Here is a 20985-nt window from a genome sequence, read left to right as displayed (position 1 = left end):
GGGGTACGAGCCTAGGGGGCGGGTGGTCGACGCCCGATCAGCCGGCCGGACGCAACTTCGGCAGCACCTCGGCGCCGAACGCGTCGATGAAACCGCGCTGCTCCTGCCCGACGTGGTGCAGAGCGATCTGGTCGAAGCCGAGCGCCACGTACTCCTCCAACCAGCCGACGTGCCGGCCCAGGTCCGCCGAGACGTTCACCACCTGGGCGACCCGCTGGGCGGGTACGTCGGCGGACACCTCGTCGAAGTGCTCCACGGTCTCCAGGTCCCAGCAGACCGGAGGGGCGAAGACGTTGCTGCGCCACTGGTCGTACGCGATCGCCTCGGCCTGTGCCTGCTCCCGCGCCCAGGAGACGTGCACCTGGAGGTGCAGCGGTCCCCGGCCACCGGCGTCCCGGTACGCGTCGATCATCGCCCGCAGGTGCTCAACGGGCGCGTTCACGGTGATCAGGCCGTCGGCCCACTCGGCGCACCAGCGGGCGGTGGCGACGCTGACGGCGGCGCCGACCAGCGCGGGCGGCTCCTCGGGACGGGTCCACAGCCGGGCCCGGTCGACCCGGACGAGGCCGTCGTGGCTGACCTCCTCACCGGCCAGCAGTGCCCGGATCACGTCCACGCACTCGCGCAGCCGGGCGGAACGGACGTCCTTGCGGGGCCACACGTCACCGGTGATGTGCTCGTTGCTGGCCTCGCCGGTGCCGAGGGCCGCCCAGAACCGGCCCGGGTACATCGCGCCGAGGGTGCCGATCGCCTGCGCGATGATCGCCGGGTGGTACCGCTGGCCGGGGGCGTTGACGACGCCGAACGGCATGCCGGTGGCCTGCAGGGCCGCGCCCAACCAGGACCAGGCGAAGCCGGACTCACCCTGCCGCTCGCTCCACGGCGAGAAGTGGTCGGAGCACATGGCGGCGTCGAAGCCGGCCCGCTCGGCGTGCATCACCGCTTCCAGCAGGGCGCGGGGGTTGATCTGCTCGTGCGAGGCGTGGAACCCGAACGTCGTCATGGGCGCATCTCCTACCCACGACGACGCCCTCTGATGCTTGAAAGGAAGGGCCCCTTATTAACGCTCCGCGTCTAATAAGGGGCCCTTCCTTTCAAGCGGAGGTGTTACTCGGCGTGCGCGCCGGCGCCGGCCGACGCCGCCCCCTCGCCCACCCACACCGTCTTGGTGTTGCAGAACTCCCGCATGCCCAGCTCGGACAGCTCCCGTCCGTAGCCGGAGTTCTTCACGCCGCCGAAGGGCAGCTCGGGGTACGAGGTGGTCATGCCGTTGACGAAGACGTTGCCGGCGTCCAGGTCGGTGGCGAAGCGCTCCTGCTCGGCCGCGTCCCTGGTCCAGGCGTTCGACCCGAGCCCGAAGCTCGTGCCGTTGGCCACCTCGATGGCCTCGTCGTAGGACGACACCCGGTACAGGCCGGCGACCGGCCCGAACACCTCCTCGGACCACATCCGCATCTGCGGCGTCAGGTCGGTGACGACGGTCGGCGGATAGAACCATCCGTCGCCGGTGGGCAGCTCACCGCCGCAGAGCACCGTCGCGCCGTTCTCCGCCGCGTCGCGCACCTGGGCGTGCACCTCGTCGCGGCCGTGTTCGCTGGCCAGCGGCCCGACGTCGGTGTCGCCGTCCATCGGGTCGCCGACGCGCAGCGCGGCCATGTTCGCGGCGAACTTCTCGGCGAACGCGTCGAAGACGTCGGTGTGCACGATGAAACGCTTGGCGGCGATGCAGGACTGGCCGTTGTTCTGACAGCGGGCGGTGGTGGCGACCTCGGCGGCACGGTCCAGGTCCGCCGAGGGCATCACCACGAACGGGTCGCTGCCGCCCAGCTCCAGCACCGTCTTCTTGAGTTCCCGCCCGGCGATCTGCGCGATCGACCGCCCGGCCGCCTCACTGCCGGTGAGCGTCGCGGCGCGTACCCGGGGGTCGGCGAGGATGCGCTCGACGGCGTCCGAGCCGACCAGCAGGGTGGTGAACGCGCCCTCCGGGAAGCCGGCGCGGCGGAACACGTCCTCCAGCAGCAGCGCGGTCTGCGGCACGTTCGAGGCGTGCTTGAGCAGGCCGGTGTTGCCCGCCATCAACGCCGGGGCGGCGAAGCGCATCACCTGCCAGAGCGGGAAGTTCCACGGCATCACGGCGAGCACCACGCCGATCGGCTGGTAGCGGATGAACGCCCTGGTCGCCTTCACGGCGGCGGCGTCGGCCGGCTCGTCGGCGAGGAACGCCGGGGCCCTGTCGGCGTAGAAGCGGGCGGCCGTGGCGCACTTGGTCACCTCGGCCTGCGCGGCGGCGTACGTCTTGCCCATCTCCGTGGTCATGATCCGGGCGATCTCGTCCCGTTCGGCGTCGAGGAGGTCGGCGGCGGCGTTCATCCACCGGGCGCGCTCCTCGACGCCTGTGCCGCGCAGCTGCCGGTACGCGAGATCGGTGCGCTCGATGGCGGCGTCGAGCTGTTCGGTGGACATCGCCTCGTAGGTCTTGAGCACCTGACCGGTGGCGGGGTTGGTGGTGGCGATGTGCGGCATTTCGCTTCTCCTGTCACTCGAACAGCGAGTGTCGTACGCCCGGCTCCTCGCGGCGGCGGGCGGCGCGGCGGCGTTGGATCACGACCAGATCGACCACGGCGACCACCGCGAGGATCGCGCAGAGCACGCCGAGCCAGGCGATCCCGACCCAGAACGCCAGCACCGCGAAGATCACCATGATCACCAGTCCGAAGCTGGCGAGGGTGAGCCGCAGGTTGAGGGCGCTGTACGCGTGCCCGACCGTGCCACGGGCGCGCCGGGGCTGCGATCTCGTCATACCCCACGATCTACCCGCGATCGGGGGTGTTAACCGGTGGCCGACGACTCCACGCGCGGCGGCACTTATAGCATCCCGACGGCAGGTCCGAGGCCTCTTCGCCGCATACCCGACAGCAACTTCCCGCCCAACCGGGTCCAGCGCATAGAGTTACCGCGCTGTCGCTCTGTGCTGCGAGACAGGGGATGTCATGCCTCGACGCTGGATCGCTGCCCTGGCCTGCCTCGCCGCACTGGTGGCGCTGGCCTGTGAGGGTGGCACATCGGCGGCGCCGCGCCCCACCAAGAGCGCGCCGTCGTCCGGCGGCCCCGGCGGCATCGCCGCGCTCGGCGACTCGATCAGCACCGGCTTCGCCTCCTGCCTGGTCCTCACTTCCTGCGAACGCAACTCGTGGTCCACCGGGGACGGTCTGCGGGTACACAGTCACTACCGGCGACTGCTCGACCAGGACTCCGCGATCCGTGGCCGGGCGTACAACCACGCACGGCCCGGCGCCCGCGCCGACGCCCTGGAAGGCCAGGCCCAGGCAGCGGTACGCGACCGCGCCGACTACGTCACCGTGCTGATCGGCGCCAACGACATCTGCCGGGGCGGGGTGGACGCGATGACCCCGGTGACCACGTTCCGTACCGACGTCGACCGGGGCCTGCGGGCGTTGCGCACCGGTCGACCGAAGGCCCGGGTGCTGGTGGTGAGCATCCCCGACCTGTACCGACTCTGGGAGGTCGGGCACACCGACGGTCGGGCGACGCGTGCGTGGAAGCGGGGCATCTGTCCGGCGCTGCTGGCCAACGCGACGTCGAACGCGGCCGCCGACAAGGCCCGCCGGGCCGCCGTCCGGGAACGGATCGACGCGTACAACGTGCAGTTGGTGGCGGCCTGCCGGGCGTACGGCTCGCGCTGCCGGCACGACGGCGGCGCGGCGCACCGGGTGCGCTTCACCCTGGACCTGCTCAACCCGCTGGACTGGTTCCACCCCAACGCCAGCGGTCAGGACCGCCTGGCCGAGGTGACCTGGCGCGCCTCCGGACTGGCCGACTGAGTCCGCCCGCGCGAGCGGACCGATCAGGGGTGGCGGGGCTCCGGAACGGCGGTGCCGCGGCGACCGTAGAGCGCCCGCGAGCGCTCGGCCAGGTCCTTCGTGGCGGACGAGTTGGCCCAGGTGCCGAGCACGATTGCCGCCCCGGGGACGATCTTCGCGATGACGCGTTTGACCGCCCGCACACCGGCCATCTGGGCGAGCCGGACGCCGAGCTGCAACATGACCCGGCCCAGCGGACGCTGACCGCCCAGGCCGAAGAGCGCGTCGGCGCGTTCCCGGCCGGCGGCCACCCCGAGCGCCAGGCGGGCGCTCTCGGCGACCTTGTGCACCCGCTGGAGCACGAGCAGATCGGTGGCCCGGTCGCTGTGCAGCGGGTCGACCTCGTACGCGGCGGCGACGTGCAGGACCATCCGCGCCTGGGTCCAGGCCAGCACGCCGACGTCGAGGACCGCGCCGGGCAGCCCGGCCGCGCCGGAGACCGCCCCGGACAGGCGGGCCAGGTTGACGAACTTGCGGACCGCCTGGTCGGCCAGGACGTCGGACGAGACACCGGGGTGGTCGTTGCGGGCCCGGGCGGCCCACTGCGCGGCCTCCGGCCCGAGTCGGCGTACCGCCTCCAGCGCGAGGTGCTCCGGGGCGTACTGCGGATCGTCACGCATCCGGTCCCACAGCCGCGCAGGCGGGCCTTCGGGCGTGGCCGGCGGCGCGACCGGCAGGTCGGCCGACGGCTCGGGGGTGGGCGCGGCGGGTTGACCGCCGGTGGGCGGGGTGTCGGTCACCGGGTCTCCCCAGGGGTGGGTACGGGCAGGACGGCCGGTGGCGCGGTCAGCGACGGCGGTTGGACAGGCGGGTGGCCAACCCCTTGAGCTTCTGCTGGTTCTCCGGCTTGGCCAGCTCGCGCCGGCCCCGGTCCACCAGTTGCTGACCCTTGGGCGATCTCAGGAAAGTGCTGATCCGCTGCATCAGAGACATAACGTCCTCCTGTCGGTGATCCCTCAGTCATGTGTACCCCGAACCCGCAACGGATGTACCCGGGACGCGACAGGCTCAACCCTCACCGTCCATAGTGGTCGGTAGGCTACCGCCCCGTCGGCACGATGGCGTCGACGACCCGGGTGGCCCGCCATTCGTGCTGCTGGTAGTATTCCGGGTACGCGGAGACCTGCACCGCCTGCGCGGCATCGGTGAGGCGCATCTGCTGCCAGCCGGGCACCTGTTCGAGTGCCGTGAGGAACTGCCGGGTCGCGAACTCCGGGTCCATCAACCGACCGACCGGACCCCAGCCGCTGCTGGAGCGCTGCTGGAACAACCCGACCGAGTCGTGGTCCCAGCCGACGCCCTGGTGCGGGTAGTCCTGCGACTCCGGCAGGACGCCGCTGGCGACGTTGTAGAGGTTGCTCTCCTGCATGGCGGTCGCCACCGCGATGACCAGGCCACGGCGCGGGATGCCCATCTTGCGGCCGGCGCGGACGATCGCCTCGGCGTTCTCCATCTGGTCCTCGTCCAGACCGGCGACCGGCGCCGGGCGGGTCGGCTTCGCCGGGGCGACCTTGCGGGCGCGGGGGGTGGCGTCCGGGTCGGCCGGGGTGGTGGACGTCGACGGGGTGGCGGACGGGGCCGCCGATCGGTCGAGCCCGCGGGATGCGGTCTGCTGCTCGGCGCGCTCCGCCAGCTCGACGCCGGCGGTCTTCTCGCGCGACTGCGCGCCGGCGTCCTGGTCCCGGACCTGCACGGCGGTGGCCAGACCGAGGCAGCAGACCACGCCGGTGGCGAGCGCCACCTGGGCGCGGCGTCGGCCGCTCAGGTCGCGGGCGTACGCCCGAAGCCGACTCGCGGCGGTTGTCCGTTCGGCTGAGGTGCCTTCCGCTGTTTCGGCAGTGGGGCTACTCGGGGCGTACGGGTCGTCGAGGGTGCCGTCGTCACGCATCAGCCGAGGCTAGGCAGACCGAAGCCCCGATCACGCACGGTGATCACGTGGTCATCGCCACACAAACAGGCGCCACCGGTGGACGAGCGATGCCGCTCGACCCGCCCGAGGAACGAACCTCGCGTACCGGAGGAAAGCGGCGGGGCGTACAGGCCGGCACGGACCGCGACAGAGATGGACATCGGTCCGCGCGACCCGACATGATCGACAAACTCGGCCTTTGGGCCGAACCGCCCATCGGCCGATCGGCGGAATCGGGTGGTTCGTCCGATCGTGCCCACCGGGCGGGCGACGGATCGCCCGACGCAGGAATGCGCCAGGATGGCGGGTACGTTGCCCGAACCGAGTGCTGTCCGTCGCGACGGCACCCGAACAGGCACATTCCAGGGAGGTCCGCACCGGTGCTCGACCCACACGAGCTCTACCAGCTCACCGACGATCTGCCCGACCTCGGGCAGCCGGTCCTGATTCAGGCCCTCACCGGGTTCGTGGACGCCGGCAACGCCAGCCGGCTGGCCCGCGAGCAACTGCTCACCTCGCTCGAGGGTCGGCCGATCGCCACCTTCGACGTGGACCAGCTCTTCGACTACCGCTCCCGGCGACCGGTGATGACCTTCAACGAGGACCACTGGGAGAGCTTCGACGCGCCGGAGCTGGAGCTGCACCTGCTGCACGACGACGACGAGACGCCCTTCCTGCTGCTCACCGGCCCCGAGCCGGACCTGCAGTGGGAGCGGTTCACCGCCGCCGTCGCGGGGCTCGCCGCCCGGCTCGACGTACGGCTCACCGTCGGGCTCAACTCGATCCCGATGGCGGTCCCGCACACCCGGCCGACCGGGGTGACGGCCCACGCCACCCGTCCCGAGCTGATCAGCGGGTACGAGCCGTGGCTGCAACGGGTTCAGGTGCCCGGCAGCGTCGGCCATCTGCTGGAGTTCCGCCTCGGCGAGCAGGGCCGCGACGCGCTCGGCTTCGCCGCCCACGTGCCGCACTACGTGGCGCAGACCGAGTACCCGGCCGCCGCCGAGGTGCTGCTGAGCGCCGTGTCCCGCAGCACCGGGCTGCTGCTGCCCGGCGACGGCCTGCGCTCGGCCGCCGAGGTGGTCCGGGTGGAGATCGACCGGCAGGTCGCCCAGACCGAGGACGCCGCCGCGCTGGTCCAGGCCCTGGAGGAGCAGTACGACGCGTTCGCCCGAGGACGCGGCGAGCGGAGCCTTCTCGCCCCGGACGCCGGCCCGCTACCCACCGCCGACGAACTCGGCGCGGAGCTGGAACGGTTCCTGGCCGAACAGACCCGCCCCGGCGACACTCCCGGGAGCTGATCCGGCGGCGTGCCGGCGACCCGGCACCTGTGTGAGGCGGCGTCGGGGCGGCGGATACGGCAGGGTGGACGTATGCGCCTGGCGACCTGGAACGTGAACTCGGTGAAGGCCCGGCTCCCCCGGCTGCTGGAATGGCTGGCTGACACCGGTCCCGACGTCGTCTGCCTGCAGGAGACGAAGTGCCCCGACGGCGCGTTCCCGGTGGCCGAGGTGGGCGAGCTGGGCTACACGGTGGCCAGCCACAGTGACGGCCGCTGGAACGGGGTCGCGATCCTGTCCCGGGTCGGCCTCGACGACGTCCGCGTCGGCTTCGCGGGCGAGCCGGGCTTTCCCGAGCCGGAGGCTCGGGCCATCTCCGCCACCTGCGACGGGGTGCGGGTCTGGTCGGTGTACGTCCCCAACGGGCGCGCGCCCGACGACCCGCACTACGCGTACAAGCTCGCCTGGTTCGCGGCGCTGCGCGACGCGCTGGAGGCGGAGCTGGCCGGCGGCCGGCCGCTGGCCGTCTGCGGTGACTTCAACGTCGCCCCGACCGACGCCGACGTCTGGGACCCGGCGGTGTTCACCCACTCCACGCACGTCACCCCGGCCGAACGGGCCGCCCTCGCCGCGCTGCGCGACCTGGGCCTCAACGACGTGGTGCCGACGCCCATGAAGGGGCCGCACCCCTTCACGTACTGGGACTACCGCGCCGGGATGTTCCACCAGAACAAGGGCATGAGAATCGACCTGGTGTACGCCTCCGCGCCGTTCAGCCGCGCGGTCCGCTCGGCGTACGTCGACCGGGAGGCCCGCAAGGGCAAGGGCCCCTCCGACCACGCGCCGATCGTGGTCGACGCGGACCTCGTTCCGGCGGTCGAGGGGCTCTGACCTCCGGCGCTCCCGCCGCACGGCCGCCGGGGCTGGCTAGGGTGGGCAGATGGCAGTCGTGAAGATCAACGCAATCGAGGTTCCCCCGAACGCCGGCCCCGAGCTGGAGAAGCGGTTCGCGGCACGGGCCGGCGCGGTGGAGGGCTCCCCCGGCTTCCTCGGCTTCGAACTGCTGCGCCCGGTGGCCGGCGAGACCCGCTACTTCGTCTATACGCGGTGGGAGAGCGAGGAGGCGTACCAGGCCTGGGCTTCGGGGTCCGCCCGCGCCGCCCACGCCACCGCCCCCGGGGAGACGCCCCGCCCGCCGGTCTCCAGCGGCGCGACCCTGCTGGAGTTCGAGGTGGCGTTGCGGGTCCCCCAGCCCTGACCACCTGCCGGCCTGCCGGGCTCGACGTAACCCCGCCCCGACGGCGATCTGCGCTGATAGCGTCCGGCCATGTTCGACGGCTTCGAAGAGTTCGACATCGCCACGTCCGGCGCGACGATCCACGGACGGCGTGGCGGTGACGGGCCGCCCGTTCTGCTGCTGCACGGCATACCCGAGACGCACCTCATGTGGCACCGGGTCGCGCCCCGGCTCGCCGAGCACTTCACCGTCGTCGCCACCGACCTGCGGGGCTGGGGAGACAGCGGCACACCGCCGAGCAGCGCCGACCACGAGCCGTACAGCATGCGCGCCATCGCCCGCGACCAGATCGAGGTGATGCGGAGCCTCGGGTACGACCGGTTCCACCTGGTCGGCCACGATCGCGGGGCGCGGTGCGCGTACCGACTCGCGCTCGACGCGCCGGACGTCGTCACCCGGTTGGCCGTCCTGGACGTCGTGCCGATCGGCGACGTGTACGACCGCGCCGACAAGGCGTTCAGCCTGTCCTACTGGGTCTGGTCCTTCCTGGCCGCGCCGGAGCCGGTGCCCGAGCGGTTCATCGCCGCCGCGCCCGAGGTGCTCGTCGACTACATGCTGGAGAACTGGCCGGAGGTGAAGGACTCCTTCCCACCCGAGGTACGGGCGGCCTACGTCGAGCAGTTCACGCACCCCGAGACCGTGCACGCGATCTGCGAGGAGTTCCGCGCGGCGGCCAGCCTGGACTACGACCAGGACCGGGCAGACCGTGGGAGCCGGAAGATCGCCTGCCCGCTGTTGTTCCTCTGGAGCCAACACGGCCAGGTCGCCAAGCTCTACGACGACCCGATGGCGATCTGGCGGCAGTGGGCCGACGACGTACGAGGCGGCCCCGTACCGGCCGGGCACTTCATCCCCGAGGAAGCGCCCGACGAGACGGCCCACCGACTTCTGGACTTCCTGCGCTGACGCCCGGCCGGGCTACCAGCTCGCCCGGGTCGGGCCGGGGCGGTGACCAGCGCCCGCCCGCACGATCCGCGCCAGGCGGGTTCCCCTGACGCCCTGACCGCCGGGCTTGATCGACTCGACTTCGGCGAAATCGGGGTGTCAGCGCCACCTGGACACCCCGACATCACCGACGTCGTGTGGATCAAGCCGAGCCCGGCCGGGCTCAGGGCTTGCGGGACGACTGGAGGGTGGCGAACGCGATCACGTTGTCGGCGTAGCCGGCGCGACCGCCGATGAACTGGCCGCCGCAGGTAATGAGCCGGAGTCCGGCGGGGCCCTCGTGCCCGTAGATGCGCTCGGCGGGCAGTTGGTCCTTCGGGAAGCGCTCGACCGTGTCGACCTTGAACACCACCGTCGACCGGTCCGCGCGGGCCACCTCGATCAGGTCACCGGGCTTCAGCTTGCCCAGGTCGTAGAAGACCGACGGGCCGCTCTTGGTGTCCACGTGCCCGACGATGACGGCGGGACCGGGCTCACCGGGTGTCGGCCCCCGGTCGTACCAGCCGGTCTCGTTGTGCTTCTCCAGCGGCGGTACGGCGATCGTGCCGTCCGACGCCTGCCCGACCGGAGCCACCGGCGCCTCCACCTTGATCGCCGGGACGGTGAGGCGCACCGGGCGGCTCGCCGACAACCCGACCGTCTCGCTGCGCGGCGGGCGTTCGCCGCCGGCCGGGGTCAGGTCGAGCGGGCCGACCGAACGACCCAGTCCCGCGCCGGTGGCGAAGACGCCCACCAGCACCAGCATCACGGCCAGCGGCACCGACCAGGGGCTACGCCCCGTCGGACGGCTGCGCCGGGGAGCGACGACGGTCGGCGGACGGGCGGCCACCGCCGGCCGCTCGCCGGAGACATGCGACGCGCGGGACACCGGCGAGGGCTTCGCGCCATCGGACGGGCGCGAACTGCCGGCCTGCTGGGCAGCAGCGGATTGCCGGGCATCGCCGGACGGGCGTGCGACAGCGGGTGGGCGGGCATCGCCGGGCAGCCACGAGCCGGCGGACGGGCGCGAACCCGTGGGCGGACGGGATCCGGCCGGCGGCGGTGTGGGGCGGAAGATTTCCATGGCGGGCTCAGCGGCGCGCGACGCTACGGGGCCGGCGCAGGGCCACCACGGCGAGGACCAGGCCGGCGACCGTGAAGGCGGCACCGCCGGGCAGCAGCAGCTTGCCGGTAACTCCCCCGGCACTGCCACCGAAGCCGGTCGCCGGGCCTCGACTGGGGTGGGGGGAGGGCACCGTCTTCACCACCTGCAACATGGTCGACGCCGTCTCGCCGTCGCGGCACTCCAGCTTGACCCGGTAGTTGCCGGGGCGGGTGCGCTCGCGCACCATCGGCGCGGCGGTGAGCACGCCGCCCTGCGGTTGCACGCCGACGGCGCCGAACGCGTCCGAGACGACGGTGGCGCCGATCGAGTTGTCCCGGCAACTGGCCCGAATGCCGACCAGGTAGCCGGGCTGCACCGTGCTGGGGCTCACCTCGACGAAGACGTCCACCACGGGAGCGGGCTGTGGCGCGCCACCCGGCACGCCTCCGGGCTGCGGCGCGGGCGCGGCAGCCGGCAGGACGTCGAGCGGCGCGGACGCGGCAACCGGCAGGACGTCGAGCGGCCGGGCGGGTGCGGCGACGGCCGACAGAGGATCGAGCGGCCAGTCGGAGGCGGTCGACAGGGCGTCGGACGGCCCGCCGGGCGCAGTGGCGAGGGCCGGCGGCGTGGCCAGCGTCGCCGGGGCGGCGAGCGCGGGAGCGGTGCTGAGCAGGGGGATGGCGAGCATGGCCGCCACCGACAGGAGCACGCCGCCGCGGGTCACTGTCACGATGCCCCCTCTCGACGCCGTCGAACCGCGCCGGGCAGCGGACCGCCCGGCCTGCCGTACCAATCGGATCCTCTCATTCCCGGTCGCACATCACATCCGATCCGCAGACGAAGTCGCGTACGCTCGGGTCGCTGTGACCATCACCGACGACCCTGACCCCGCCACCGTCCCGCCCACGGGCCGGATGATCCGCACCTTCCACCCCCGCCGGGGACGGATGAGCGGCCGGCAGACCGACGCGTTGGACCGGCTCTGGTCCTCGTACGGTCTGGACGTGTCGGGCGAGCCCGTCGACCTGGCCGCCATCTTCGGCCGCCGGGCCCCGGTGGTGCTGGAGATCGGCTCGGGCATGGGCGACAGTACGGCCGCGATGGCCGCCGCCGACCCGGACCGAGATTATCTGGCGGTCGAGGTGCACACGCCGGGAATCGCCAACCTGCTCGACCTGGTGGACCGCGCTGACCTGGGGAATGTCCGGGTTGCTCGCGGTGACGCACTGGAGTTGGTCGGCGGCCTGCCGGAGGGCGCGCTGGACGCCGTACACGTGTTCTTTCCGGATCCGTGGCCGAAGGCCCGGCACCACAAGCGGCGGATCATCCAGCCGTCGCACGTGGCCCTGCTGCGGTCCCGGTTGGCCCCCGGCGGCGTGCTGCACTGCGCGACGGACTGGGCCGAGTACGCCGAGGCGATGCGGGAGACCCTGGACGCGGATCCGGAGTTGGTCGACGCGTACGGCGGCTACGCGCCCCGTCCGGCGCACCGCCCGGTGACGAAGTTCGAGCGGCGGGCGATCACGGCGGGCCGTCCGGTCGCTGATCTCATCTACCGCCGACGGTAAGGAAGGGCCCCCTGTTAACGCCTGGCGTTGTAAAAGGGGCCCTTCCTAACGCCTTGAGCGGGTCGCGCGACAACCTGGTTGGCGCCGGAGGGCATGATCCAGGCACCATGGACACGCTATGACGCTCACCGCCGCGCTGCCGAGAAGCGCCGACCCCGACACCCTCTTCGACGCGTTCGCCGGTTGGGCGAAGGAGCGCGGCCTCGACCTCTACCCCCATCAGGAGGAGGCGGTCATCGAGATCGTCTCCGGCGCCAACCTGATCATGAACACGCCCACCGGCTCGGGTAAGAGCCTGGTGGCCGTCGCCGCGCACTTCGCGGCCCTGGCCGACAGCCGGACGACGTTCTACACCGCGCCGATCAAGGCGCTGGTGTCGGAGAAGTTCTTCGCGCTCTGCGAGGTCTTCGGCGCCGAGAACGTCGGCATGCTCACCGGCGACGCCAGCGTCAACGCCGACGCCCCGATCATCTGCTGCACGGCGGAGATCCTGGCCAACCTGGCGCTGCGCGAGGGCGCCAAGGCCGACGTCGGCCAGGTGATCATGGATGAGTTCCACTTCTACGCCGAACCCGACCGTGGTTGGGCGTGGCAGGTGCCGATCATCGAGCTACCGCAGGCCCAGTTCATCCTGATGTCCGCCACCCTGGGGGACACCACCCGCTTCGTCGACGACCTGACCCGGCGTACCGGGCGGCCGACCGCCGTCGTGCGCTCGGCCGAGCGGCCGGTCCCGCTGATCTTCTCGTACGCGATGACGCCGCTGCACGAGACGCTCGAGGAGCTGCTGGAGACCAAACAGGCTCCGGTGTACGTCGTGCACTTCACCCAGGCCGCCGCGCTGGAACGCGCCCAGGCGCTGATGAGCGTCAACGTCTGCACCCGCGCCGAGAAGGACATGATCGCCCAGGCGATCGGCGGCTTCCGGTTCACCTCGGGCTTCGGCAAGACGCTGTCCCGGCTGGTCCGGCACGGCATCGGCGTGCACCACGCCGGCATGCTGCCCAAGTACCGCCGCCTGGTCGAGACCCTGGCCCAGGCCGGTCTGCTCAAGGTCATCTGTGGCACCGACACGCTCGGCGTCGGCATCAACGTGCCGATCCGCACGGTGCTGTTCACCGGCCTGAGCAAGTACGACGGGGTCCGTACCCGCCTGCTCAAGAACCGGGAGTTCCACCAGATCGCCGGGCGGGCCGGCCGGGCCGGGTACGACACCATCGGCCGGGTCGTCGTGCAGGCCCCCGAGCACGTCATCGACAACGAGAAGGCCCTCGCCAAGGCCGGCGACGACCCGAAGAAACGCCGCAAGGTCGTCCGCAAGAAGCCGCCGGAGGGCTCGATCGGCTGGGGGCAGCCCACCTTCGACCGCCTCGTCGAGGCCGAGCCGGAGCCGCTAACGTCGAGCTTCCAGGTCAGCCACTCGATGCTGCTGAACGTCATCGGCCGCCCCGGGGACGCGTTCGCGGCGATGCGGCACCTGCTCACCGACAACCACGAGGAGCCCGCCGCCCAGCGCCGGCACATCCGCCGGGCCATCGCCATCTACCGGGCGCTGCGGGCCGGTGGGGTCGTCGAGGAGCTGCCCGAGCCGGACGAAACCGGTCGCCGGATCCGGCTCACCGTCGACCTCCAGCTCGACTTCGCGCTCAACCAGCCGCTCTCCCCCCTCGCCCTGGCCACCATCGAGCTGCTCGACGCCGAGTCCCCGTCGTACGCCCTCGACGTGTTGAGCGTGATCGAGTCGATCCTCGACGACCCCCGCCAGATCCTGTCCGCGCAGCAGTTCAAGGCGCGCGGCGAGGCGGTCGCCGCGATGAAGGCCGAGGGCATCGAGTACGAGGCCCGCCTCGAACTACTGGACGAGGTGACCCACCCGAAGCCGCTCGCCGAGCTGCTGGAGGCCGCGTACGAGATGTACCGGCAGGGCCACCCGTGGGTCGCCGACCACCAGCTCTCCCCCAAGGCCGTCGTCCGCGACATGTACGAGCGGGCCATGACCTTCACCGAGTACGTGCAGTTCTACGGGCTGACCCGCTCGGAGGGCCTGGTCCTGCGCTACCTGGCCGACGCGTACAAGACGCTGCGCCAGACCGTCCCCGAGGACGCCAAGACCGAGGAGCTGATCGACCTCATCGAGTGGCTGGGCGAGCTGGTCCGCCAGGTCGACTCCAGCCTCATCGACGAGTGGGAGCGGCTGCGCAACCCGTCCGACGTGGCCGAGGTGGCCCAGGCGCACGCCGCCCTGACCGACCGACCACCGGCGGTGACCCGCAACGCGCGGGCGTTCCGGGTGCTGGTGCGCAACGCGCTGTTCCGGCGGGTGGAGCTGGCCGCGCTGCGCCGCTGGGACCTGCTCGCCGAGCTGGACTCCGGCGACGGCTGGGACTACGACGCGTGGGCCGACGCGCTGACGCCGTACTTCGAGGCGTACGACTCGATCGGGGTGGGTCCGGACGCCCGCGGCCCGGCGCTGCTCATGATCGAGCAGGGCCGGGAGAAGTGGACCGTCCGGCAGATCTTCGACGACCCGGACGGCGACCACGACTGGGGCATCAGCGCCGAGGTCGACCTCGCCGCCTCGGACGAGGTCGGCGCGGCGGTCGTCCGGATCACGGACGTCGGTCAGCTTTAGCGGTCGCCGCGAGGGGGTCGTCCGGGTTGCCGGACGGCCCCCTTTGTCGCGTCTTCCGCCGCCCCGTTTTCACTGGGCGATGTCAGGGGTGTCGATTAGAATGTATGTACTAATAGCGCTTCTGAACTGGGAGGACGCCCGTGACCGCGCCCACCTCCATGCCCCTGACGCCCTACACCACCCTGCTCGGCTTCACCCGCTACGTCGACCGCACCGGCCCCACCAAGGCGACCTTCGTGGGCGGTCTGCGCAAGCAGCGCGCCAGCCGCTCCGGCTTCAACCCGCACGGCCAGTTCGTCAAGGCGCTCAAGGCCGACATCGCCTTCCACACCGGCGGCACCCACCTGGCCGGTGTGGTCGACGTCGTCAAGCCGCGCTGGCGCCCGCTCTACCAGGCGCTGGTGCCCGGCGCGACGGCCTGGCTGCACTCCCTCGGCGATCCGGCCACCCTCGACCTGACCCAGACCCGCGACGCCCTGGCCATGCTCGGCGACCTACCCGTCAAGATCAACCCTCACTTCGGCGTACGTTACCCCGACGGTCACGCCGACGCGGTCCGACTGCACTTCGACGAGGCGCCGCCGAGCGAGGAATCGATGCTCGCCACCCTGCACCTGATGGCCCGCCACATGGACGCGGTCCTCCCGCACGCCGAGCCCGTCCTGGTCGACGTCCGGCGCGGTCAGACCCACCGCATGCCCACCGACGCCAAGCCCGAACAGATCGAACGCTGGCTGGCCGGCGAAGCCGCCGCCTTCCGCGCCATCTGGTCCACCGCCGCCTAACCACACCGCAAGATCGCACTCGATCCAAGATGTAGTGGTCTCCGCTTCTCGGGAGGCCACTACATCCATGTTCGAGCACGATCATGGGGACAACCGCGCGCACCGACGCCGCCGTGGTGACGGTGGTTTTCCACAGGGGCAGCGTGACGCCACGGGCTTCGGCCAGCCTGAAACCATGCCCAGAACTCCTCGTCGGCCGCCGCAGTTGCGGGGTCGGGTCTTCCGTGGCTCCACCGCCGTGTCGCGCGGTCTGCTGACCCGTAACGACCTGCGCATCTCGGCGTGGCGACCGCTCTTCCGCGACGTCTACGCCGACTCGCAGCTCACCGTCACACACGCCATCAGATGCGCCGCCGTCGGACGATGGCTGGTCCCGCCCGGCGCGGCCATCGCCGGACTGGCCGCCGCGGTCCTGTACGGCTGTCCGAGCACGAGCGCGGGCGCGCCAATCGACGTCCTGGTGTCCACCGACTCCCGAATCGGTCCAACCAACGGCATCCGCGTCCACCACGGGCAGATCGACCCCGGCGACATCCTGGACCGGGCCGGGATAACGGTGACCAGCCCGGCGCGGACCTGCTGGGACGTGGCCCGTTGGCTCGACGTGGTGGAGGCGGTGGTCGTCATCGACGCTCTGCTGGCCCTGCGGCTGACCACCGTGCCGGCTCTGCGCGAGTACGCGTTGAGTCGAGCAGGGCGACGCGGCTGGCGATCCCTGCTACGGTCGATCGACCTGGTCGACGCGGGCGCGGAGTCCCCGCAGGAGTCGCGCACCCGGGTGCGGCTGGTGCTCGCCGGCCTGCCCCGGCCGGAGACGCAGTGGGTCGTGGCCGATCAGGGCCGGTTCGTGGCCCGGCTGGACCTGGCCTGGCCGCAGTTCAAGGTGGCCGTGGAGTACGACGGGCTGTGGCACGACGACCCGGAGCAGTTCCACCGGGACCGTCGACGGCTCAACCGACTGCTCGGCGGCGACTGGATCGTGCTGCACGTGACCGCCAAGCGCCTCCGGGACGACTTCGACGGGTTCCTCGCTGAGGTCCGGGCCGCCCTACGATCACGCTCAGGCTCCCGCGAGCCCCGATGATCGCGCTCGAACATGGATGTAGTGGCCTCCCTTCGTGTGGGAAGCCACTACATCCTGCATCGAGCGCGATCATGGGCGTGCGGCCCGGGTGGGTCAGGTGGCGGGGAGGTACTTGGCCAGGTCGTCGAGGATCTTGTTGGCGGCGCCGACGCCGATGCCGGTCATCCAGATCTCGTCGGAGACCGGGTACGCCTTGCCGGCCTTGACCGCGCCGAGGCCCTTCCAGAGGGTTCCGCCGGCCACCTTGCTCTGCTCGGCGGCGGCCTTGTCGCCGTACGCGGTCACGAAGATGACGTCGCCGTCGACCTCGTTGATCCGCTCGGGGCTGACCAGGTCGAAGCGCTTGTCCTCCTTGTTGGCGAGCAACTGCCGCTCGGGGCGGCCCAGGCCGGTGTCACCGATGACGATGCCGGAGAAGGAGTCCGGGCCGTACACCCGGATGTTGCCCGGGATGAACCGCACGATGGACACCTTGCGGGCGGCGGCGTCGCCGAGGGTCGCGCCGAAGTCCTTGGCCCGCTTCTCGTACGCGCCGAGCAGGTCCTTGGCCTGCTGTTCGCGGCCGAGCGCCTTGCCGTCGAGGAGGAAGTTCTCCTTCCAGGTGATGCCCACCTTGTCGGTGAACACGGTCGGCGCGATGGCGGCCAGCTCGTCGTAGAACTTCTCCTGGCGGAACTTGCTACCGAGGATCAGGTCCGGCTTGAGGGCGTTGATCGCCTCCAGGTCGGGCTCGGTGAGCACCCCGACCTCCTTGATGCCGGCGAGCTTGTCCGCGCCGAAGTACGTGGGCCAACTCTTGGCCTCGCCGGCGGTGGCCGCGCCGACGGGCGTGATGCCCAACGAGAGCGCCGTGTCGATCTTGTCGGTGTCGAGCACGACGACGCGCTTGGGTTCGGCCGGGACCTTGGTGGTGCCCATGGCGTGGGTGATCTCCCGGGTCTCCCCGGTAGCGGAGCCGGCGACCGGGTCGCTCTCACCGCAGGCGGTGAGGCCGACCCCGAGGGCGACGGCCGCGGCGAGAGCGGCGACGAGACGACGCATCAGTGTCCTTTCGAGGGGTACGTGCCGGCGAGCGGGGTGGCCGCGTCGCCATCGGCGGATCGGGCGTCCGGTACGGACGCCGTCGACGAATCAGCGCCGCCAGGGCCAGCGGCCGGCGCAGCGAACCCGGCAGCAGCGGCCGGCGCAGCAGGCCCAGCAGCAGCGGCCGGCGCAGCGTCAGCGGCTGGCGCAGTGTCAGCGGCCGGCGCAGTGTCAGCGGCCGGCGCAGCGTCAGCGGCCGGCGCAGCGTCAGCGGCCGGCGCAGCGGACCCGACAGCGGCAGGGGCCTCCGGGCCGCCCACGCCAGCAGACCCGGCGGCCGCAACAGAGCCGGCAGAGTTGCCCACGCCAGTAGAGCCGGTGGGAAGGGCCGGGCCGCCGGTGCGCGCGGGAACCACCAGGGGTGCGCCGGTAACCGGGCAGGGCACGACGACGCAGGCCAGCCCGAAGACGTCCCGGACCAGCTCGGCGGTGAGGATCTCCCGGGGTGGGCCGGCGGCCACCACCGCGCCGGCGCGCATCGCGACCAGGTGGTCGGCGTAGCGGGCGGCCTGGTTGAGGTCGTGCAGGACGGCGACCACGGTGCGGCCACGCTCGGCGCGGAGCCGGTGCAGCAGGTCCAGCACCTCCACCTGGTGGGCCAGGTCGAGGAAGGTCGTCGGCTCGTCCAGCAGCAGCGCCTCGGTGTCCTGGGCGAGCGTCATGGCGATCCACACCCGTTGCCGCTGGCCACCGGAGAGGCTGTCCACCGGCCGGTCGGCGAGGTCGGCCACGTCGGCCAGGGCCATCGCCTCGTCGACCGCCGCGGCGTCGGACGACGACCACTGCCGCCACCACCGCTGGTACGGCTGCCGGCCGCGTCCGACCAGGTCGGCCACGGTGACGCCCTCGGGCACCAGCGGGCTCTGCGGCAGGACGCCGAGCCGGCGGGCCACGTCGCGGGTGGGCAGGTCACGGATGGCGGTGCCGTCCAGCAGGACGGTGCCCTGTCGCGGGGCGAGCAGTCGGGCCATCGTGCGCAGCAGGGTGGACTTGCCGCACGCGTTGGGGCCGACGATCACCGTGAACGCGTCGGTGGGCAGGTCCAGGGTCAGCCCGTCGAGCACGGTCCGCTCGTCGTAGCCGACGACCAGGTCGCGGGTGGAGAGCATCACACGACTCCTCACAGGCGTCACGACGACCGTGGCCGTCCACGAAGCAACAGGAAGATCAGGTACGGGCCGCCGATCGCGGCGGTCAGCACGCCCGCCGGCAGTTGGGTGGGCGCGAACAGTCGACGGCCGGCCAGGTCGGCGAGGACGAGCAGGAGCGCGCCGAGCAGCGCGGCGCAGACGAGCGGGGGCCGTTCGGCGCGGACCAGCCGGCGGGCCAACTGCGGTGCGACGAGCGCCACGAAGTCGACGGCGCCGACCTGGGCGGTGACCATCGCGGCGACGAGCACGCCGGTGCCGGCGAGCCCGATCCGGCGGGCCACCGGGCGTAGCCCGACGCCGCGCGCGGTGTCGTCGTCGAGGGCGGTGCTGTTCAGGGCCCAGCCGGCCCACGCCAGCACCGGCAGCAGCACCGCGAGTGTGCCGGCGATCCAGGCCGCCTCGGTCCAGCCCTTGCCGGCGAGGGTGCCGATCAGCCAGATCTGCGCCCGCAGGCCGTCGATCGGGTCGGCGGTGAGCATGACCACCTCGGTCAGCGCCCGGAAGGCGAACGCGACCGCCACCCCGGCGAGGACGAACCGTTGCGCGGCCAGCCCGTGCCGGGCACCGAGGGCGAACAGCAGCACCGCCGCCAGCAGACCGCCGACCAGCGCGCTGGGCGCCACCAGCACCGCCGCCGCGCCGCTGGTCAACGCCACGGTCGCGGCGAGGCCGGCGCCCTGGGTGATGCCGATGACGTCCGGGCTGGCGAGCGGGTTGCGCGCCACGCTCTGGATCAGCGTGCCGGCCACGCCGAAGGCCGCGCCGGCCACCGCCGCCAGCACGACCCGGGGCAGGCGAAGATCAAGAACCACGAGGTCGTACGGGGTGCCCGCGCCGGAGAGCGCCCGGAGCACGTCGGCCGGGGCGACGTACGGGGTGCCCAGCGAGAGGCTGAGCACGACGGCCAGCAGGAGCAGCACGGTCAGCACGGCGGCGACCAGCGTCGCGCGGCGACGGATCAGCAGGCTGACCGGACCGACCCGCAGCAACGACCGGCCGGGCAGCCGGGACGTGCCGCCGGGCGCATCGGCGGCGCGGGCCGGACCAGCAGCGCCGGACGCGACGCGGGCCGGACCAGCGGCCGGGGCAGCAGCGCGGGCCGGACCAGCAGCGCCGGACGCGGCGCGGGTCGGACCAGCGACCGGGTCAGCGGCAGGGTCCGGGCCGGCGGTGCCGGACGCTTCGGCGGGACGACCGGCGGTCACGCGGTCACCACCCGGGCGCGGCGGACCAGCACGGCCAGCAGCGGCGCGCCGATCAGGGCGGTGACGATGCCGGCGGGTATCTCGCCGGGCGGGGCGACGAGTCGGCCGACGACGTCGGCCCCGAGCAGCAGCGCGGGCCCGAGCAGGGCGGAGACGGCGAGGGTCCAGCGGTGGTCCGCGCCGACCAGGGCACGGGCGAGGTGCGGCACGGCCAGCCCGACGAAGGCGACCGGGCCGGCGGCGGCCACCGCGGCGCCGGTGAGCAGCACGGCGGCGATTCCACCGCCGAGGCGGACCAGGCCGATGCGGTGGCCCAGGCCACGGGCCACGTCGTCGCCGAGAGCGAGGGCGTCCAGGCCCCGGGCCACCAGCGCGGCGAGCAGCAGCCCGACGAGGACGAACGGCAGCACCTGGGCGGTGACGCCGAGGTCCCGCCCGGCCAGTCCGCCCACCACCCAGAACCGGTACTCCTCGAAGGTGCGGGCGTCGATGCTGAGCAGCGCGTACACCCCGGAGGCGAGACTGGCGTCGAGCGCCGCGCCGACCAGCGCGAGGGTGACCGGGCTCGCGCCCTCGCGGGCCCGGCTGGCGATGGCGAAGACCAGCAGGCCGGCGGCGAGCGCGCCGGCGATGCCGAACCAGACGTACCCGGCGAGCGTGCCGATGCCGAAGACGGAGATGGCGAGGACCACGCCGAACGACGCGCCGGCGCTGATGCCGAGGATGCGCGGCTCGGCGAGCGGGTTGCGGGTGAGCGCCTGGAACAGCACGCCGGCCACGGCGAGGGCCAGCCCGACGGCGAGCCCGAGCGCGGTACGCGGCATACGTAGTTCCCGGACGATGGTGCTCGCGTCGCTGCCGTCCGGCGCGACGAGGGCGTGCCAGACCGCGCCGACTCCGAGTTGCCGGCTGCCCAGCGCGAAGCTGGCCAGTACGGCGAGCAGCAACACCAGCGCGGCGCCGACGGTGACGGCGACCCGCCGACCGGTGCGGGCACCGGAGGAGTTGCGGGCCGGCGTCGGCCGGGCGGCGAGGGTGGTCACGAAACTCCTGCACGTTCGAGCTTAGGTTCGCCTAACCT

20 protein-coding genes and 1 pseudogene are annotated in these 20985 nt (G+C 72.5%); 9 read left to right on the top strand and 12 right to left on the bottom strand.

Annotated features, from left to right (window positions below; genetic code table 11):
* Positions 1 to 37: 37 nt before the first annotated feature.
* The 3 genes from AB0B55_RS22115 to AB0B55_RS22105 all read right to left on the bottom strand — a co-directional run bounded on the left by AB0B55_RS22115 (position 38) and on the right by AB0B55_RS22105 (position 2800).
* A complete protein-coding gene (locus AB0B55_RS22115) occupies positions 38 to 1003 on the bottom strand; it encodes a TIGR03885 family FMN-dependent LLM class oxidoreductase (protein ID WP_357119860.1) in 966 nt (321 codons plus the stop codon).
* 104 nt (positions 1004 to 1107) lie between these two features.
* Entirely contained in the window at positions 1108 to 2523 is a 1416-nt protein-coding gene (locus AB0B55_RS22110; protein ID WP_357119863.1) for an NADP-dependent succinic semialdehyde dehydrogenase, read from the bottom strand.
* A 13-nt stretch (positions 2524 to 2536) separates the two neighbouring features.
* Positions 2537 to 2800 carry a DUF6343 family protein gene (locus tag AB0B55_RS22105; RefSeq protein WP_357119866.1) on the bottom strand — a complete coding sequence of 88 codons (264 nt, stop codon included), beginning with the start codon at positions 2798 to 2800 and terminating at the stop codon, positions 2537 to 2539.
* Between the two features lie 190 nt (positions 2801 to 2990).
* Between AB0B55_RS22105 and AB0B55_RS22100 the strand changes: the two genes are divergently transcribed.
* On the top strand, positions 2991 to 3842 hold the full coding sequence (locus tag AB0B55_RS22100) for a GDSL-type esterase/lipase family protein (protein ID WP_357173377.1): 852 nt from the start codon (positions 2991 to 2993) through the stop codon (positions 3840 to 3842).
* A 23-nt stretch (positions 3843 to 3865) separates the two neighbouring features.
* Here AB0B55_RS22100 and AB0B55_RS22095 read toward each other — a convergent pair whose 3' ends face one another.
* The 3 genes from AB0B55_RS22095 to AB0B55_RS22085 all read right to left on the bottom strand — a co-directional run bounded on the left by AB0B55_RS22095 (position 3866) and on the right by AB0B55_RS22085 (position 5769).
* A complete protein-coding gene (locus tag AB0B55_RS22095; RefSeq protein WP_357173374.1) occupies positions 3866 to 4621 on the bottom strand; it encodes an EcsC family protein in 756 nt (251 codons plus the stop codon).
* A gap of 46 nt (positions 4622 to 4667) precedes the next feature.
* Positions 4668 to 4814: a hypothetical protein gene (locus tag AB0B55_RS22090; protein WP_355237852.1), complete on the bottom strand. Its 147-nt coding sequence runs from the start codon at positions 4812 to 4814 to the stop codon at positions 4668 to 4670.
* Between the two features lie 106 nt (positions 4815 to 4920).
* Positions 4921 to 5769, bottom strand: coding sequence for a peptidase M23 (locus AB0B55_RS22085; RefSeq protein WP_357119875.1), 849 nt, complete (start codon positions 5767 to 5769; stop codon positions 4921 to 4923).
* 401 nt (positions 5770 to 6170) lie between these two features.
* Here AB0B55_RS22085 and AB0B55_RS22080 point away from each other — a divergent pair, with 401 nt between their 5' ends.
* From AB0B55_RS22080 to AB0B55_RS22065, 4 genes are all read left to right on the top strand, one after another.
* The gene (locus tag AB0B55_RS22080) at positions 6171 to 7091 is read left to right on the top strand and encodes a PAC2 family protein (RefSeq protein ID WP_355050254.1); all 921 of its coding nucleotides are present in this window, start codon (positions 6171 to 6173) and stop codon (positions 7089 to 7091) included.
* Between the two features lie 72 nt (positions 7092 to 7163).
* Positions 7164 to 7961, top strand: a complete 798-nt coding sequence (locus AB0B55_RS22075) for an exodeoxyribonuclease III (RefSeq protein ID WP_357119878.1) — start codon at positions 7164 to 7166, stop codon at positions 7959 to 7961.
* A gap of 49 nt (positions 7962 to 8010) precedes the next feature.
* Positions 8011 to 8328 (top strand): antibiotic biosynthesis monooxygenase, encoded by a 318-nt coding sequence (locus tag AB0B55_RS22070; protein ID WP_355050256.1) that lies wholly within the window; start codon positions 8011 to 8013, stop codon positions 8326 to 8328.
* Positions 8329 to 8397: 69 nt separating this feature from the next.
* Entirely contained in the window at positions 8398 to 9273 is an 876-nt protein-coding gene (locus tag AB0B55_RS22065; protein ID WP_357119881.1) for an alpha/beta hydrolase, read from the top strand.
* A gap of 202 nt (positions 9274 to 9475) precedes the next feature.
* On the opposite strand, the gene AB0B55_RS22060 is transcribed toward AB0B55_RS22065, so the two are convergent.
* Positions 9476 to 10141, bottom strand: coding sequence for a class F sortase (locus AB0B55_RS22060; RefSeq protein WP_357120771.1), 666 nt, complete (start codon positions 10139 to 10141; stop codon positions 9476 to 9478).
* Between the two features lie 241 nt (positions 10142 to 10382).
* Positions 10383 to 11129 carry a hypothetical protein gene (locus tag AB0B55_RS22055; RefSeq protein WP_357120774.1) on the bottom strand — a complete coding sequence of 249 codons (747 nt, stop codon included), beginning with the start codon at positions 11127 to 11129 and terminating at the stop codon, positions 10383 to 10385.
* A 214-nt stretch (positions 11130 to 11343) separates the two neighbouring features.
* Between AB0B55_RS22055 and trmB the strand changes: the two genes are divergently transcribed.
* From trmB to AB0B55_RS22035, 4 genes are all read left to right on the top strand, one after another.
* On the top strand, positions 11344 to 11964 hold the full coding sequence (gene trmB / locus AB0B55_RS22050) for a tRNA (guanosine(46)-N7)-methyltransferase TrmB (RefSeq protein ID WP_357120777.1): 621 nt from the start codon (positions 11344 to 11346) through the stop codon (positions 11962 to 11964).
* A gap of 118 nt (positions 11965 to 12082) precedes the next feature.
* Entirely contained in the window at positions 12083 to 14596 is a 2514-nt protein-coding gene (locus tag AB0B55_RS22045) for a DUF3516 domain-containing protein (RefSeq protein WP_357119885.1), read from the top strand.
* 140 nt (positions 14597 to 14736) lie between these two features.
* Positions 14737 to 15381, top strand: a complete 645-nt coding sequence (locus AB0B55_RS22040; protein ID WP_357173371.1) for a hypothetical protein — start codon at positions 14737 to 14739, stop codon at positions 15379 to 15381.
* Positions 15382 to 15556: 175 nt separating this feature from the next.
* On the top strand, positions 15557 to 16465 hold the full coding sequence (locus tag AB0B55_RS22035) for a hypothetical protein (protein ID WP_357173368.1): 909 nt from the start codon (positions 15557 to 15559) through the stop codon (positions 16463 to 16465).
* A 93-nt stretch (positions 16466 to 16558) separates the two neighbouring features.
* On the opposite strand, the gene AB0B55_RS22030 is transcribed toward AB0B55_RS22035, so the two are convergent.
* From AB0B55_RS22030 to AB0B55_RS22015, 4 genes and pseudogenes are all read right to left on the bottom strand, one after another.
* Positions 16559 to 17506: an iron-siderophore ABC transporter substrate-binding protein gene (locus tag AB0B55_RS22030; RefSeq protein WP_357173365.1), complete on the bottom strand. Its 948-nt coding sequence runs from the start codon at positions 17504 to 17506 to the stop codon at positions 16559 to 16561.
* Between the two features lie 386 nt (positions 17507 to 17892).
* Positions 17893 to 18657: pseudogene (locus tag AB0B55_RS22025) on the bottom strand (ABC transporter ATP-binding protein); the annotation flags it as partial.
* A 20-nt stretch (positions 18658 to 18677) separates the two neighbouring features.
* Positions 18678 to 19904: an iron ABC transporter permease gene (locus AB0B55_RS22020; protein ID WP_357173362.1), complete on the bottom strand. Its 1227-nt coding sequence runs from the start codon at positions 19902 to 19904 to the stop codon at positions 18678 to 18680.
* On the bottom strand, positions 19901 to 20947 hold the full coding sequence (locus AB0B55_RS22015; protein WP_355050266.1) for an iron ABC transporter permease: 1047 nt from the start codon (positions 20945 to 20947) through the stop codon (positions 19901 to 19903). Before AB0B55_RS22015 ends, AB0B55_RS22020 begins: the two co-directional genes overlap by 4 nt.
* Positions 20948 to 20985: the final 38 nt, after the last annotated feature.

This window comes from Micromonospora sp. NPDC049107, from assembly GCF_040648595.1.
Taxonomy (GTDB): Bacteria; Actinomycetota; Actinomycetes; order Mycobacteriales; family Micromonosporaceae; genus Micromonospora.
This window is presented reverse-complemented; position numbering and strand designations above follow the sequence as displayed.

Coding starts and splice junctions, on each gene's coding strand:
- trmB (WP_357120777.1), top strand. CDS start 11,344: ATGAGCGGCCGGCAGACCGACGCGTTGGACCGGCTCTGGTCCTCGTAC.
- AB0B55_RS22070 (WP_355050256.1), top strand. CDS start 8,011: ATGGCAGTCGTGAAGATCAACGCAATCGAGGTTCCCCCGAACGCCGGC.
- AB0B55_RS22085 (WP_357119875.1), bottom strand. CDS start 5,769: ATGCGTGACGACGGCACCCTCGACGACCCGTACGCCCCGAGTAGCCCC.
- AB0B55_RS22065 (WP_357119881.1), top strand. CDS start 8,398: ATGTTCGACGGCTTCGAAGAGTTCGACATCGCCACGTCCGGCGCGACG.
- AB0B55_RS22045 (WP_357119885.1), top strand. CDS start 12,083: ATGACGCTCACCGCCGCGCTGCCGAGAAGCGCCGACCCCGACACCCTC.
- AB0B55_RS22110 (WP_357119863.1), bottom strand. CDS start 2,523: ATGCCGCACATCGCCACCACCAACCCCGCCACCGGTCAGGTGCTCAAG.
- AB0B55_RS22100 (WP_357173377.1), top strand. CDS start 2,991: ATGCCTCGACGCTGGATCGCTGCCCTGGCCTGCCTCGCCGCACTGGTG.
- AB0B55_RS22030 (WP_357173365.1), bottom strand. CDS start 17,506: ATGCGTCGTCTCGTCGCCGCTCTCGCCGCGGCCGTCGCCCTCGGGGTC.
- AB0B55_RS22075 (WP_357119878.1), top strand. CDS start 7,164: ATGCGCCTGGCGACCTGGAACGTGAACTCGGTGAAGGCCCGGCTCCCC.
- AB0B55_RS22090 (WP_355237852.1), bottom strand. CDS start 4,814: ATGTCTCTGATGCAGCGGATCAGCACTTTCCTGAGATCGCCCAAGGGT.
- AB0B55_RS22115 (WP_357119860.1), bottom strand. CDS start 1,003: ATGACGACGTTCGGGTTCCACGCCTCGCACGAGCAGATCAACCCCCGC.
- AB0B55_RS22035 (WP_357173368.1), top strand. CDS start 15,557: ATGCCCAGAACTCCTCGTCGGCCGCCGCAGTTGCGGGGTCGGGTCTTC.
- AB0B55_RS22105 (WP_357119866.1), bottom strand. CDS start 2,800: ATGACGAGATCGCAGCCCCGGCGCGCCCGTGGCACGGTCGGGCACGCG.